At 69.8% G+C, this 15,004-nt stretch carries 14 protein-coding genes; 9 read left to right on the top strand and 5 right to left on the bottom strand.

The annotated features are described in order from the left end of the window. Positions 1 to 44: 44 nt before the first annotated feature. The 9 genes from RZR99_RS20685 (at position 45) to RZR99_RS20645 (ending at position 9,953) form a co-directional block, all read left to right on the top strand. On the top strand, positions 45 to 2,900 hold the full coding sequence (locus RZR99_RS20685; protein ID WP_323121639.1) for a sensor histidine kinase KdpD: 2,856 nt from the start codon (positions 45 to 47) through the stop codon (positions 2,898 to 2,900). Further along, positions 2,893 to 3,591 (top strand): two-component system response regulator KdpE, encoded by a 699-nt coding sequence (gene kdpE / locus RZR99_RS20680; RefSeq protein ID WP_323121638.1) that lies wholly within the window; start codon positions 2,893 to 2,895, stop codon positions 3,589 to 3,591. The genes RZR99_RS20685 and kdpE overlap by 8 nt, the downstream gene beginning before the upstream one ends. A gap of 215 nt (positions 3,592 to 3,806) precedes the next feature. Next, positions 3,807 to 4,103, top strand: coding sequence for a putative hemolysin (locus RZR99_RS20675; protein ID WP_323121637.1), 297 nt, complete (start codon positions 3,807 to 3,809; stop codon positions 4,101 to 4,103). Positions 4,104 to 4,296: 193 nt separating this feature from the next. Then, on the top strand, positions 4,297 to 4,617 hold the full coding sequence (gene sugE, locus RZR99_RS20670; protein ID WP_323121636.1) for a quaternary ammonium compound efflux SMR transporter SugE: 321 nt from the start codon (positions 4,297 to 4,299) through the stop codon (positions 4,615 to 4,617). A 216-nt stretch (positions 4,618 to 4,833) separates the two neighbouring features. Next, complete coding sequence (locus RZR99_RS20665; RefSeq protein WP_323121635.1) at positions 4,834 to 5,451, top strand: DUF4126 domain-containing protein; 618 nt, start codon at positions 4,834 to 4,836, stop codon at positions 5,449 to 5,451. A gap of 14 nt (positions 5,452 to 5,465) precedes the next feature. Then, a complete protein-coding gene (locus RZR99_RS20660) occupies positions 5,466 to 8,018 on the top strand; it encodes an ABC transporter permease (RefSeq protein WP_323121713.1) in 2,553 nt (850 codons plus the stop codon). Positions 8,019 to 8,066: 48 nt separating this feature from the next. Further along, positions 8,067 to 8,477 (top strand): group II truncated hemoglobin, encoded by a 411-nt coding sequence (locus RZR99_RS20655; protein WP_323121634.1) that lies wholly within the window; start codon positions 8,067 to 8,069, stop codon positions 8,475 to 8,477. Positions 8,478 to 8,580: 103 nt separating this feature from the next. Further along, positions 8,581 to 9,315 (top strand): alanyl-tRNA editing protein, encoded by a 735-nt coding sequence (locus tag RZR99_RS20650; protein ID WP_323121633.1) that lies wholly within the window; start codon positions 8,581 to 8,583, stop codon positions 9,313 to 9,315. A 20-nt stretch (positions 9,316 to 9,335) separates the two neighbouring features. Then, positions 9,336 to 9,953, top strand: coding sequence for a DUF924 family protein (locus tag RZR99_RS20645; protein WP_323121632.1), 618 nt, complete (start codon positions 9,336 to 9,338; stop codon positions 9,951 to 9,953). A 75-nt stretch (positions 9,954 to 10,028) separates the two neighbouring features. On the opposite strand, the gene RZR99_RS20640 is transcribed toward RZR99_RS20645, so the two are convergent. The 5 genes from RZR99_RS20640 to RZR99_RS20620 form a co-directional block, all read right to left on the bottom strand. Next, positions 10,029 to 11,921 carry an ArnT family glycosyltransferase gene (locus tag RZR99_RS20640; RefSeq protein ID WP_323121631.1) on the bottom strand — a complete coding sequence of 631 codons (1,893 nt, stop codon included), beginning with the start codon at positions 11,919 to 11,921 and terminating at the stop codon, positions 10,029 to 10,031. Positions 11,922 to 12,182: 261 nt separating this feature from the next. Next, the gene (locus tag RZR99_RS20635) at positions 12,183 to 12,941 is read right to left on the bottom strand and encodes an SDR family oxidoreductase (protein WP_323121630.1); all 759 of its coding nucleotides are present in this window, start codon (positions 12,939 to 12,941) and stop codon (positions 12,183 to 12,185) included. Positions 12,942 to 12,997: 56 nt separating this feature from the next. Further along, positions 12,998 to 13,585, bottom strand: coding sequence for an LOG family protein (locus tag RZR99_RS20630; protein ID WP_323121629.1), 588 nt, complete (start codon positions 13,583 to 13,585; stop codon positions 12,998 to 13,000). Next, positions 13,582 to 14,310: a TetR/AcrR family transcriptional regulator gene (locus tag RZR99_RS20625; protein ID WP_323121628.1), complete on the bottom strand. Its 729-nt coding sequence runs from the start codon at positions 14,308 to 14,310 to the stop codon at positions 13,582 to 13,584. The genes RZR99_RS20630 and RZR99_RS20625 overlap by 4 nt, the downstream gene beginning before the upstream one ends. Before the next feature lie 172 nt (positions 14,311 to 14,482). Continuing rightward, on the bottom strand, positions 14,483 to 15,004 hold the full coding sequence (locus RZR99_RS20620) for a diacylglycerol kinase (protein WP_407655483.1): 522 nt from the start codon (positions 15,002 to 15,004) through the stop codon (positions 14,483 to 14,485).

Raw genomic sequence — 15,004 nt, 5'->3', positions numbered from 1 at the left:
ACGACAATGCATTCCATCGCGCGAACCGGAGACTTTCCCCCCGCATGAACCGCCCCGATCCCGACCAACTTCTCGACAAGCTCCAGCGGGAGGAGGAAAAGCTGCAGCGCGGCCAGCTGAAGATCTTCTTCGGCGCCTCCGCGGGCGTCGGCAAGACCTACGCGATGCTGCAGGCCGCGCGCGCGCGGCGCAAGGACGGCGTCGACGTGCTGGTCGGCATCGTCGAGACGCACGGCCGCGGCGAGACCGCCGCGCTGCTCGACGGGCTCGACGTGCTGCCGCTCACGCAGATCGACTACCGGGGTCGCCCGCTGGGCGAGTTCGATCTCGACGCGGCGCTCGCGCGCAAGCCGGCGCTGATCCTGGTCGACGAGCTGGCGCATTCGAACGTGCCGGGCGCGCGGCACCTGAAGCGCTGGCAGGACGTCTACGAACTGCTCGACGCGGGCATCGACGTCTACACGACCGTCAACGTCCAGCATCTCGAAAGCCTGAACGACGTGGTCGGCGCGATCACCGGCATTCGCGTGTGGGAAACCGTGCCGGACCGCGTGTTCGACGCGGCCGACGAAGTCACGCTGGTCGACCTGCCGGCCGAGGAGCTGCTCGGCCGGATGCGCGACGGCAAGGTCTACATGGCGCAGCAGGCCGAACGGGCCGTGCGCAACTTTTTCCGCAAGGGCAACCTGATCGCGCTGCGCGAGCTGGCGTTGCGCCGCACCGCCGATCGCGTCGACGCGCAGATGCGCGAGTACCGCGCGGACCGCTCGATCCAGCGGATCTGGCAGGCGCGCGAGCGGCTGCTGGTATGCATCGGCCCCGGTCCCGAGGCGCCGACCCTGGTGCGTGCGGCGGCGCGGCTCGCCGCGAGCCTGAAGGCCGACTGGATCGCGGTGTACGTCGAGACGCCGCGCCTGCAGCGACTGCCGGACGCGGTCCGGCAGCGTACGCTCGACGCGCTGCGGCTCGCGACCGAACTGGGCGCCGAAACGGCCACGCTCGCGGGCGCCGACGCGGTGGCCGCGCTGATCGGCTATGCGCAGGTCCGCAACGTGTCGAAAGTGGTCGCGGGCGGCTCGACGAAAACCGGCCTGGTCCGCCGGCTGGCGCGGCCGTTCGGCGAACGGCTCGCGGAGCGCGCGGGCGACGTCGACCTGATGCTGATCCGCGCGTCGGCGAGCGACGACCCGCGCGCGACGCTGACCGACGCGGGCGCGAGCGCGTGGCGCGAAGCGTTCGCGAGCCTCGGCGGTCATCGCTCGCCGCCGCGCAACTATGCGTATGCGGCGGCGATCTGCGCGGCGATCACCGGCATTGCGAGCCTGCTGCACGACCGGCTCGACCTGACCAACCTGGTGATGCTCTACCTGCTTGGCGTCGTGTTCACCGCGGTGCGGCTCGGGCGCGGGCCGGGCGTGCTGCTGTCGTTCCTGGCGGTGGCCGCGTTCGACTATTTCTTCGTGCCGCCGCGCATGTCGTTCTCGGTGACGGACACGCAGTACCTGTTGACCTTCTTCGGCATGCTGCTGACGTCGCTCGTGATCAGCCACCTGACGTCGAGCCTGACCCGCGAGGCGAGCGTCGCGCAGCGCCGCGAGCGCCGCACCGGCGCGATGTACGCGATGGCGCGCGAGCTGGCGGCGGCGCTGACCACCGAGCAGATCGTCGAGATCGGCAGCCGCCACGTGGCCGAGGTGTTCCGCGCGCGCGTCGCGATGCTGCTGCCCGACAGCGGCGATCAGGTCCAGCAGAAGATCGAGGACCCGGACGAAACCGTGACGCTGACGGGCACCGGGCTCGACATCGACGTCGGCCAGTGGGTGTACGACCAGCAGAAGCCGGCCGGGCACGGCACCGACACGCTGCCCGCGGCGGTCGCGCTGTATCTGCCGCTGAAGGCCCCGATGCGTACCCGCGGGGTGCTCGCGGTCGTCACGAAGGAGACGCGCGAACTGGAGGTGCCGGAGCAGCAGCGCATGCTCGACGCATTCGCCGCGCAGATCGCGCTGGCGCTCGAGCGGGTCCACTACGTCGACATCGCGCGCGACGCGCTCGTCAACATGGAGTCGGAGCGGCTGCGCAACTCGCTGCTGTCCGCGATCTCGCATGACCTGCGCACGCCGCTGACCGCGATCGTCGGCCTGTCGTCGATGCTCGCGAACGTGCGGGCCGTTGCGCGCGACAGCGGCGCGGGCGCGGCCCCCGGCCGCGAGGACGAGCTGGTCGAGGCGATCCACGACGAAGCGCTGCGGATGACGGGCATCGTCACCAACCTGCTCGACATGGCGCGGCTGCAGGCCGGCAGCCTGCAGCTGAAACGCCAGTGGTCGCTGCTCGAGGAAACCGTCGGCGCGGCGCTCGCCGCCTGCAAGCGGGTGCTCGCGCGTCACCCCGCGCAGGTCCGGCTGCCGTCCGACCTGCCTCTGCTGCAGATGGACGCCGTGCTGATGGAGCGGCTGTTCGCCAACCTGTTCGAGAACGCGGCGAAGTACACGCCGCTCGATTCGCCGCTCGAGATCGGCGCGGAACGCGTCACCGAGGACGGCCTGCCGTTCGTGCGCGTGTTCGTCGACGATCGCGGCCCCGGCTTGCCGGCCGGGATGGAAACCCGCATCTTCGAGAAGTTCACCCGCGGCGAGAAAGAATCGGCGACCCCCGGCATCGGGCTCGGGCTCGCGATCTGCCGCGCGATCGTCGATGCGCACGGCGGCAAGATCGGCGCGCAGAATCGCCTGACGCCGGACGGCAAGGTCGCCGGCGCGCGCTTCTGGTTCACGCTGCCCGTCGATACGCCGCCGCCCGAACCCGACACGTCGAGCGACGAGGCCGATTCCGAGGCGCCGGGCGCCCCTGCGCCGGGCGCCCCTGCCCACAACGATCATCCGGATACCCATGAGTGAACCGACTCTCACCGTCGTCCTGATCGAGGACGAAAAACAGATTCGCCGCTTCGTGCGCGCCGCGCTCGAGGAAGAGGGCATCGCGGTGTTCGACGCCGAGACCGGCAAGCAGGGCCTGATCGAGGCGGCGACCCGCAAGCCCGATCTGGCGATCGTCGATCTCGGCTTGCCCGACACCGACGGGCTCGACGTGATCCGCGAACTGCGCGGCTGGTCGGAGATGCCGGTGATCGTGCTGTCCGCCCGCACGCAGGAAGAGGAGAAGGTCGCGGCGCTCGATGCGGGCGCGGACGACTACCTGACCAAGCCGTTCGGCGTGTCGGAACTGCTCGCGCGGATCCGCGCGCACCTGCGGCGCCGCAATCAGGGCGGCGCGGCCGAGTCGCCGAAGGTGACGTTCGGCAAGGTGACGGTGGATCTCGCGCTGCGCCAGGTGTGGCGCGACGGCGAGGCCGTGCACCTGACGCCGCTCGAATACCGGCTGCTCGCGACGCTCGTGCGTCACGCGGGGCGGGTGCTCACGCACCGGCAGTTGCTGCGCGACGTGTGGGGCCCGTCGCATGTCGAAAGCCACCACTACCTGCGGATCTATATGGCGCACCTGCGCCAGAAGCTCGAGAACGATCCCGCGCAGCCCGAGCACATCGTCACCGAGACGGGTGTCGGCTACCGGCTGGTCGGCGCGCTTTGAGCGGGCGGGCCGCTGTCCGTTCGGCGTCCGCGCCGCGCGCGGCATGTGACGGTCCCGGCTCGGCCGCCGGTGTTTCGGCGGCGCTCGAGCCGCGGCGTTCGCGTGCCGCCGGGTCGTCCCGGCGTTGCAATCGCGCACTGCGGGGAGGGCGAGCGGACGCCGCGCGGATTTCTCCTTTATGCTGGTCGCTCAACAATCAGAACAAGGAGCTATCCATGCTTGCTCGTCTTTGGTTCGGCTGCGTCGTCGGCGTGTTTGCGACGGGGGCGCTGGCGCAGCCGCTGCCGTCGGCGCCGAAGATCGGAATGGCGAATCCCGCTTCGGTCAACTGCGCGAAGCTCGGCGGCAAATCGGTGATTCACGACAGCCCGCGCGGCCAGTACGGGATGTGCGTGTTCCGGGACGGGCGCGAGTGCGAGGAGTGGGCGCTGTACCGCGACGACCGCTGCGTGCGGGTCGATGCGCAAGGGCTGCCGATCGCGGAGCGCGGCGGCCAGAACGCGCCGAAGTAGCCGCCGCGCGCGCCGGGCCGCGCCGCATCCGTCGGCGGCCCGGCGCTTACACCTTAAACCTTGCCGCGCGCCAGGTCATATGTTTCCTTCCGGCGGCGATGTAAGGCGCTTGTTATACTCAGCCCCGCTCGAGGACGGCCTCGAGCCGATTGTACGAACGGGGACGGCCCCATCTGACCAATGGAGTCTCTTCATGCATTGGGTTCTGCTCCTCATTGCCGGTGTGCTCGAAGTCGCGTGGGCGGCCGGGATGAAATCGTCCGAGGGCTTCACGCGCCTCGGCCCCTCCGTCTTCACGATCGTCACCGCGCTCGGCAGCTTCATCCTGCTCGCCATCGCGATGCGCCAGCTGCCGCTCGGCACCGCCTACGCGGTGTGGACGGGCATCGGCGCGGTCGGCGCGTTCATCTTCGGGATCGTGATGATGGGCGAGGCGGTCACGGTCGCGCGGGTCGCGAGCGCGCTGCTGATCGTCTTCGGGTTGATCGGCCTCAAGCTGTCGTCGGCCAGCTAGGCCGGCGTAGTGCGCCGCGCGGCCGGTTTCCGGCCGCGCGTTTCGAACGGCTCGCGGGAGTGCGCGTCTATAATGAAGCGAAATCCACTGGAATCGTCCCGTCCCGTCGCGTGATCCGTGAAAGGGCGGGACCGGCCGCTTCACGAGCCCGGCCTCCCGGCTCGCTGGCAGCGGGGCGATTCGGCGAACCGCGCGCAATGCGCAAGGAGGCGGCACATGGTTGAAGCCATTTCGCTCGGCGCGGGATTGGCATGGGCGAGCGGCCTGCGCCTCTACCTGACCGTGCTGATCGCGGGCCTGCTCGCGCGCGCGGGTCTCATCCACCTGCCCGATACGCTCGCCGTGCTCACGTCGCCGTGGGTGATCGGCGCCGCCGCCGTGCTCGCCGTCACCGAATTCCTCGCCGACAAGATCCCCGCGTTCGATTCGCTCTGGGACGCGGTCCATACGTTCATCCGGATTCCCGCCGGCGCGGTGCTGGCCGCCGGGGCGCTCGGCCACGCCGATCCGGCGATGCTCGCGGTCGCGGGCCTTGCGGGCGGCACGCTGGCCGGCTCCGCGCACATCGCGAAGGCCGGCACGCGCGCGCTGATCAACCTGTCCCCCGAACCGATCTCGAACTGGATCGCCTCCACCACCGAAGACGGCTTGGTGGTGGGCGGTCTGGCGCTCGCCTTCTTCGTCCCGCTGCTGTTCATCGTGCTGATGATCGGCTTCGTCGCGTTCTCGGTGTGGGCGCTGCCGCGCCTCTGGCGCGGCGTGTCGGGCGGTTTCAAGGGCATGGCGAACCATATGGTGTCGCGCCTCAATTCATTCGGGAGCAAGCGCGATTGACGCAGCAGCATGATGTGACGCCGGCCGGGCGCGGCCGGCGGTTCGGTTGGGGCGATCTGCTGCGGCAGGCGGGGCGCATGACGATGCGCGACTGGCGGGCGGGCGAGCTGACCTTGCTTGTCATCGCGCTGGTGCTGGCCGTCGCTGCGCTCACGAGCGTCGGTTTCCTCGCCGACCGGCTCCGCCAGGGGCTGGAGCGCGACGCCCGCCAGATGATCGGCGCGGATTTCATCGTGCGCGGCGACCGGCCGCTCGATCGCGACTTCGCAGGCCGCGCGCACGCGCTGGGTCTGCGCACCGCGACCACCGCCGTGTTTCCGAGCATGGTCGGCGCGACGGGCGCGGACGGCGCGTCGCGGCTGGCGGCCGTGAAGGCCGTGTCGCCCGGCTACCCGCTGCGCGGCGCGCTCGAGATCGCATCCGGCGCGAATGCGCCGGCACGCAAGGCCGACGCGATTCCCGCGCCGGGCACGGTCTGGGCCGATCCCGCGCTGCTCGACGCGTTGCACCTGACGGTCGGCGACGCGCTGCGGATCGGCAGCCGCACCTTCACCGTGAGCGGGGCGATCGCCCGCGAGCTCGATCGCGGTTTCTCCTTCGTCAATTTTTCGCCGCGCGTGATGCTGCGCGAGGACGAACTGGCCTCGACCGGACTCATCACCTACGGCAGCCGCGTCACCTACCGGCTGCTGGTGGCCGGCGACGAGGCCGCGGTGGACCGCTTCGCGCAGTACGCGCACGAGCGGACGGACGGCGGCAAGCTGCGCGGCGTCGCGCTCGAATCGCTGCAGGAAGGGCAGCCGCAGGTGCGGCAGACGCTCGACCGCGCCCGCCACTTCCTCACGCTCGTGGCGCTGCTGACGGCGCTGCTCGCGGCCGTGGCGATCGCAATGGCCGCGCAGCGCTACATGCGTCGCCACCTCGACGGCTGCGCGGCGATGCGCTGCCTCGGCGCGAGCCGCCGCACGCTCGGCGCGCTCTTCGCGATCGAATTCATGCTGATCGGTGTCGCGGGCGGCACGCTCGGCGCGGCGCTCGGCTACGCGGGCCATCTGGCGCTGCTGGGGGCGCTCGGCAGCCTGATCGACGTCGCGCTGCCGTTGCCGTCGGCGTGGCCCGCGGCGGTGGGGATTGCGGCGGGGCTCGTGTTGCTGCTGGGTTTCGCGCTGCCGCCGCTCGTGCCGCTGACCCGCGTGCCGCCGGTGCGCGTGCTGCGCCGCGAGTTCGGCGACGCGGCGCGTACCGCGTGGGTCGGATACGGATTCGGCGTCGCGCTGTTCGCCGCGCTGCTGATCCTCGCCGCCGGCAATCTGAAGCTGGGGCTGATCGTCGCGGGCGGTTTTGCCGGCGGGCTGGTCGTGTTCGCGCTGCTCGCCCGGCTCGCGCTGTTCGCCGCCGCGCGCCTGGTGCGCGACGGACGGGTGGCGACCGGGCTCGGCTGGCGCTATGCGCTCGCGTCGCTGCATCGGCGCGGCGCGGCGAGCGCGCTGCAGATCACCGCGCTCGCGCTCGGCCTGATGTGCCTGCTGCTGATCGCCGTGACGCGCAACGACCTCGTCGCGGGCTGGCGGCAGTCGACGCCGCCCGATGCGCCGAACCAGTTCCTGATCGATATCCAGCCGGACCAGCGCGCACCGGTCGCGCGCTATCTGGCGTCGCACGGCGTCGCATCGCCGGTGCTCGCGCCGATGGTGCGCGGCCGGCTCGTCGCGGTGAACGGCAAGCCGGTCAATCCCGACGACTACCCGAGCGCCGACGCGCGCCGTCTCGTCGACCGCGAATTCAACCTGTCGTACACGACGGCGTTGCCGGACGACAACCGGATCACCGAGGGCGACTGGTACGGCGCGTCGAGCGCGCCGCAGATCTCGATCGAGGCCGGCCTGGCGAAGACGCTCGGCGTGAAGCCGGGCGATCGCCTGCGCTTCGACGTCACGGGCCTCACCGTCGACGCGCCGGTGACCAGCGTGCGCAAGCTCGACTGGGGGTCGTTCAAGGTCAACTTCTTCGTGTTGATGCCGCCCGCCGCGCTGCGCGATTTTCCGGCCACCTACATCACGAGCTTCCACCTGCCGCCCGAGCGGCAGCGGATGCTCGACGGGCTGATCGCCCAGTATCCGGGCCTGACCGCGATCGACGTCGCGCCGATCCTCGCGCAATTGCAGCGCGTCCTGCTGCAGGTGATCGGCGCGGTGCAGTTCCTGTTCGGCTTCACGCTTGCGGCCGGGGTGCTGGTGCTGTATACCGCGCTTGCCGGCTCGCGCGACGAACGCGTGCGCGAGGCGGCGCTGCTGCGCGCGCTCGGCGCGTCGCGCGCGCAGGTGGGGGCGGTGCAGCGTGCGGAGTTCATCGTGGTGGGCGTGCTGGCGGGCGCGATGGCGGCGGTCGGCGCACTGGCGATCGGCTGGGTGCTCGCGTCGCGCGTGTTCGATTTCCAGCTCGTGTTCAATCCGTGGCTCGTGCCGGCCGGCGTGCTGGCGGGGGTCGCGTGCGCCGGCGCGGCCGGCTGGCTGAGTCTGCGCAGCGTGCTGGCGCGGCCGGCGCTGCAATCGCTGCGGGACGCGTGAGCGCCGCGGCATCGTTGGGACTTTTTCGTTTGGGCCACTGAATCCTGTATGACCGATGTCATTGATGACGCGCCGTCGCAACCGACGGCGTTCGAACTCGTGGGCGGCGAGGCGCGGGTGCGCGATCTCGTCGACCGTTTCTACGACCTGATGGATCTCGAACCGGAATTCGCCGGCATCCGGGCGCTGCATCCGCCGACGCTCGACGGTTCGCGCGACAAGCTGTTCTGGTTCCTGTGCGGCTGGCTGGGCGGCCCCGATCACTACATCAGCCGCTTCGGCCATCCGCGCCTGCGGGCGCGCCACCTGCCGTTCCCGATCGCCTCGTCGGAGCGCGACCAGTGGCTGCGCTGCATCGCCTGGGCGATGGAGGACAGCGGGCTGGACGAGCCGCTGCGCGAACGGCTGATGCATTCGTTCTACGATACCGCGGACTGGATGCGCAACCGTCCCGGTTGAACCGCCGGTACGCCGCCGCCGGACCGCCCGCCGGGTGGATCTGTCGCGGCCCGCTCCCGCGCGTCACGCTGGCTCCGATGATCACAATCGACGAGGCATCCCCATGAGCACCCAAGCGCTGTTTCGAGAAGACGCGTATCTCGTCCGCTGCGACGCGATCGTGACCGCGGTCGACGAGGCCGGCATCCATCTCGACCGGACCGTGTTCTATCCGCTCGGCGGCGGTCAGGCCGGCGACAGCGGCAGACTGATCCTGGCGGGCGGCATCCCGATCGCGATCGCGGATACGCGCAAGGCGAAGTTCGACGGCGCGACCCCCGACGATGCGCTCCACCTACCCGCGCCCGGCCAGGAAGCGCGTGTCGCGAGCCTGAAGGCCGGCGACGCGGTGATCGCCGAAATCGACTGGACGCGCCGGCATCGCCACATGCGTCTGCATACGGCCGGCCATCTCGCGTGCGCGGTGCTGCCGTACCCGGTCGACGGCTGCAGCGTGACGGCGGACTACGTGCGGATCGATTTTGCGACGGTCGAGCCGATCGAGCGCGAGCAGGTCGAGGCGCGGCTTGCCGAACTGGTGGCGGGCCGGCACGTCGTGTCGACCGAATGGATCACCGACGAGGAAATGGCCGCGCGGCCCGAACTGGTGCGCACGATGAGCGTGAAGCCGCCGGTAGGTCTGGGGCGGGTCCGGCTGCTGAGAATCCAGGATGTCGACCTGCAGCCGTGCGGCGGCACGCATGTCCGCAATACCGGGGAAATCGGCGTGCTGCGCGTCGCGAAGCTCGAGAAGAAAAGCGCGCGCACGCGCCGGCTGGTGCTTGAACTGACGGAATGACGGAACAGGAGGAGGTCCGGATGGCAGTCTACGAATCGTCCGCGGACTACGCGGCGCTCGACGCGCCCGCACGCGAGGTGCTGGATTTCTGGTTCGGCGCGCCGCATGACGCGCACTTCGGCACCGCGCGGAAGATCTGGTTCGGCGGCGGCGAGACGCTCGACATCGCGCTGCGCGAACGGTTCGGCGCGCAGGTCGATGCGGCCCGCGACGGCGCGCTCGACGGGTGGACCCGCACGCCGCTCGGCGCACTGGCGCTGATCGTCATGCTCGATCAGTTTTCGCGCAACATCCATCGCGGCACGCCGCTTGCGTTCGCTGCGGATCCGGCCGCGCTCGCGCACGCACAGGCGATGGTCGCAAGCGGCGACGACCGCCGCTTGCCGAGCGCGCATCATCGCGCGTTCGTCTATCTGCCGTTCGAACACGACGAGTCGCCGGACAGCCAGCGCGAGTCGGTGCGGCTGTGCGCGCAGATCCGCCATGAAGCGGAGTGCGCGGGCTATTACGACTTCGCGTTGCGGCACGCCGAGGTGATCGAGCGCTTCGGCCGGTTTCCGCATCGCAATGTCGTGCTCGGGCGGCGGTCGACCGATTCGGAGCTGGCATTCCTGCGGGAGCCGGGTTCGTCGTTCTGACGGGTCCATGAAAAAAGCCCGGCCGCGGGTCGCAGCCGGGCTTGCACGCGGGCGAGTCCGGTCGGGCGGGGCGCGTCAGTGCGCGGCCGTTGTCGAGGACGGCGCGGGCGTGCGCACGTAGACACGCAGCAGTTCCTCGCTGTCGCCCGGCCGCGCGCCGGACCAGAACGGTTTCCATTCGGGGGCGAGCTTCGGCGTCTCGGCACGCAGTCCCTGCACGATCAGCCACGTGCAGGCGCGCGCCTCGGGTTGTCCGACGGGTACGTGCAGGATGCCCGAGAAGTAGTACAACATCGGCGCTTCCGATTCGCCGAGCCCCAAGCTGGCCATGCAGTCGCCGTCGTTCCATTCGAGCGCGAGGTGGCCGTTCAGGTCGTCGAAGACCGACCGGTAGCTCTTCGCGATATCGAGCCACGGCAGCAGCAGCGTGTAGACGAGACCCCAGACGAGCAGCACGCCCGCGGCCCACGACAGCGCGCCGCGCCACTTGCCGGCCATGCGCAGCGACGGCAGCAGCCACAACCAGCCGATCGTCAGCGCGAGCGCCGACAGGATCAGCGCCGGCTCGATCGGCATCGTCCAGTTGAGCGGCAGCCAGCGGCCGAGCCATTGCAGGCCGAGGCGCGTCGAGTTCGGATCCGCCATCATCGACCAGATCACCCACGCGAGTACCGCGGCGGCGCCGAATATCAGCCGGCTCAGATAGTCCCAGCCCGTGTGCAGGCGCTGCGGCAGGCGCGCGACGGCTTGCGCGGCCACCAGCGACAGCGGCGCGATGAACGGCAGGATGTACAGCTGGCGCGAGGTCGCCGACAGGTGCAGCACGATCATCCCGACGCCGGCGAACACCATCGGCAGCGCGATACGGGGCGCGTGCCAGTCGCGCCATGCGCCGCGCGCCAGCGCGACGACCGCGAGCGGCCCGACTGGGAAGCCGACCGTCAGCAGCGCGCGCCAGATGAACAGGGGCTTGTCGTTCTCCGCACCGAGGTTCGGCACGGAAAAGCCGAAGAACCGGCCGACGTTGTTTTCCCAGAACCAGACCATGAACAGCGCTTCCGAGCGCATGAAGAGGGCGGTCGGCCAGATCAGCGCGAACGGCGCGAGCGCCAGCGCGGCAATACCGAGCGACGCGGCGAATGCGCGGCTGCGACAGGCGGGATAGAGCACCAGCACCGCGCAGACGGTCGCGGCGAATACCAGCGGGACGAACAGCCCTTTCGACAGCAGCGCGACGCCGACGCCCGCGCCGAACAGCGGCGCGGCGAACCGGTTGGCGGGCCGGCGCGGCTTGCCGAGCGCATCGGCCTGCGCGTCGCGGATGCGCTGCAGCACGAGTTCGAGCAGCCCGCAGAAGCCGATCGCGGCACCGGCCATCAGCGCGACGTCGGTCATCATGTCGTGGGTGTGCTTGACGACCACCAGCGTGCCCGCGCACAGCGCGACGGCACCGATCACGTCGAGATCGCGCCAGCGGCGCGCGCCCGTCGCGATCCGGGCGGCGCGGGCGGTGAAGCCGAACGCGAGCGCGGCGAACAGCGCGCTCGCGAGGCGCGCCGCGTCGTGCAGCGGCAGATACCGGCCGAGCAGCCAGGCGAAACCCGTCGCGACCCAGTCGTACAGCGGCGGTTTTTCGAGGAACGGCTGCCCGGCGTTGGTCGGCACGACCCAGTCGCCGCTTTCGAGCATGTGCTGGATGATGCCGAACGTATAGGTTTCGTCCTGCTTCCACGGATCGTGGCCGAGGATACCCGGCAGCACGTACGCGCACAGCACGGCGGCAACGGCCAGCCAGGTGCGCAGCCCGAGCCACGATGCCGCCCGCTCGGCGGCGGCATGGCCGGTCGCGGCGGGGGCGCCGGCCGAGAGCGTGGCGGCCGCGGGCGTGCCTTCGTCGTTTTGACGGGCGTGAGGCGTCGAAGCGGACGCGCGCGCGCGACGTCCGCCGGGAGCTGCGGTTCCCTGCATCTGGAATGATCTCTGGTGTGCGTGAGCGGACGGGCTGTATGGGCCTGCCGGCGTTCTCTGCCGCGAGGGGAGGCGGATGGCAGCGGGCGGCGACAGCCGCCGCAATGGTCGCTAGTAGACCATGAAATTGTTACGGATGTTTACGAAAACTGTTGCTGAATTGTGGTGATTGGTGTGGATTGTGCAGATTTGTGGTCGGACCGCAACGATGCAGCCCTAAATCTGCGGAGGCAGCCCGCGTGCTTGCGTGGGTTCAGCCGCTCAGCGGCCGCCGCCGACGTCGAGGAGCGTGCCCGTCACGTACGATGCCGCGTCGCTCAACAGCCAGACGATCGCTTCGGCCACCTCGTGCGCTTCGCCCGCGCGGCCCAGCGGCGTGAGCGAGCCGAGGCGGGCGGCACGCCCGGGCTGGCCGCCGCTTGCGTGGATCTCGGTTTCGATCAGACCCGGGCGCACCGCGTTGACGCGCACACCGTGCGGCCCGAGTTCCTTCGCGAGTCCGAGCGTCAGCGTATCCACCGCGCCTTTCGCGCCGGCATAGTCGACGTACTCGTTCGGCGAGCCGAGGCGCGCCGCGATCGACGACACGTTGACGATCGCGCCGCCCGGGCCGCCGCGATCGGTCGACAGGCGTCGCGCCGCTTCGCGTGCGCACAGATAGGCACCCAGCACGTTGACGTCGAACATGCGCTTGAGGCGATCGGACGTCATCTCCGCGAGCGGCAGCGAGGGCGCGACGATGCCCGCGTTGTTGACCAGCGCATCGAGCCGGCCGAACGCGGTCTGCACGGTGTCGAACATCGCGATCACATCGGTTTCGTCGGCCACGTCGCCGCGCACGAGGCACGCCTGGCCGCCCGCCGCGCGTACTTCGTCGGCGCTTGTCCGCGCGGCGGTTTCGTCGTGCGCGTAGTTGATGCCGACGTGCCAGCCGCGCGCGCCGGCGAGCCGCGCGGCCGCCCGGCCGATGCCTCGGCTCGCGCCCGTGATCAGAACGACTTTCGCTGCGGTGTTCGTCATGCCATCGGCCTCGATCGTGAGAAGCGGTGAGCGCCGGCGCCGGCCGGCTCTCGGAATCAGGCGCCCGGTGCGGGCGCGGGTTCCCACTTGTCGCGCGCGGGCGGACGATAGCGCTCGAGCTGGCCGATCAGCGGCTCGGCCGCGGCGTCGATGCAGAGTGCGTCGAGATAGGCGCGCTGCATGAAGCCTTCGTCGACCGTATGCTGCAGCAGGGCGATGAGCGGATCGTAGAACCCGTCGATGTTGTACAGCGCGACCGGCTTGCGGTGGTAGCCGAGTTGCGCCCAGGTGTACACCTCGAAAAATTCCTCGAGCGTACCCGCGCCGCCCGGCATCGCGACGAACGCGTCGGACAGGTCGGCCATCATTTTCTTGCGGTGATGCATGTCGGGTACGACGTGCAGTTCGGTGAGGCCGGCGTGGCCGACTTCCTTGTCGACCAGCAGCTTCGGGATCACGCCGATCGCGCGGCCGCCCGCCGCGAGCACCGCATCGGCGATCACGCCCATCAGGCCCACGCGCCCGCCGCCGTAGACGAGCGTGAGATCCGCTTGCGCCAGCGCGCGGCCGAGCGCCTGCGCGGCGTTCGCATAGACCGGTTTGTTGCCGGCTGCCGAGCCGCAATAGATGCACACCGACTTCATTGCTTGGAATCCTTGGGCGTGGAACGGGGAGAGCCGTCGCGCGGAGGCAGGTAGTCGGTGAATTCGCGCTTCGGCAGCTTGCCGGACACCAGATCGTCGAAGATTTGCCGCGAGCGGCCGCGCAGGTACGGCGCCATCACCGAGATGACGTGCATGCTGACCTGATGCAGTTCGTCGCGAATCGCGTCCTGGTCGTTGTACTTGCGCGGATGCATCACGTACTGATACGACAGCCAGTAGGTGGAGATCACCGCCATGTTGGTCGCGATGACCTCGATCTCGGCGGGGGTCGCGACGAGTTCGTCGTCGGACACGAGCAGTTCGCACATCTCGCGCGCGAAGCGCACCTTGTGGCTGATGATCTGCTTGAAGTGCGTTTCCAGCGTGCGGTTGCGCGCGAGCAGGTCGTTCAGGTCGCGATACAGGAACCGGTAGGTCCACATGAAGTCGGCCATGTACTGCAGGTACGACCAGGTTTCGTCGATCGTCGGCCGATGATCTTCGGGAAAACGCAGACGCCGTTCGATCTGCTGTTCGAACTGCGCGAAGATGCTGTTGATGATGTCGTCTTTGTTGCGGAAATGGTAGTACAGGTTGCCTGGACTGATTTCCATTTCCTCGGCGATCGTCGTCGTCGTGACGTTCGGTTCGCCGATCTCGTTGAAGAGTTTCAACGACAACTCAAGAATCCGTTCGCGCGTGCGGCGGGGAGGTTTCGCTTCCATGTCGTCCGGCCCTGGGTTTGCCGGACTGGCGGGCGCTGCAATCGATGCTGCGTGATTCGTCCGGCTCGGGTTGCTGTTTTTTGAGACTATCGGACGATTATAAACCGGGGTTTTGCGCGACCGGGGTATTTCGTGATGGGGGCATACCCGGCGTGCCGGGCCGCCCGCCGGTTCAGTCGGCGAACCAGTGCCAGACTAGCGGTCCGAGGATGAAGCCCCAGGTGGTCACGCAGGCGAACAGGGCGACCGTCACGGCGGCGCTGCCGAGGTCCTTCGCGCGCTTCGACAGTTCGTGGCGCTCGAGCGAGATCCGGTCGATTGCCGCCTCGACGCTCGAATTGAGCAGTTCGACGATCAGCACGAGCAGCACCGAGCCGATCAGCAGCGCGCGCGATGCCGGTTCGACGGGAGAGAACGCGCCGATCGGCAGCATGATGGCCGCGAGCGTCAGTTCCTGGCGGAACGCGCTTTCCTCGCGGATCGCGACGCGAAAGCCGTTGAACGAATGCTTGAGCGCATACCAGGCCCGCGTCAGGCCGCGATTGCCCTTGTACGGATTGGGCGGCAGCGGCGCGAGCGGATCGTCGGGCCCGAGCGGCTCGTGCGCGTCGTGCGGCTCGTCCGCGTGATGCGCGGGCGCGACGGGGGCGGCGGGCCGGTGCGGCCTGGAGGAGTGGGGCGCTTTCGCGCGCAT

It is taken from the genome of Burkholderia alba, assembly GCF_034721475.1.
Classification (GTDB): Bacteria; Pseudomonadota; Gammaproteobacteria; order Burkholderiales; family Burkholderiaceae; genus Burkholderia; species Burkholderia alba.
Note: the sequence above shows the minus strand (reverse complement) of the source record. Positions and strands in the feature narration are given on the sequence as shown.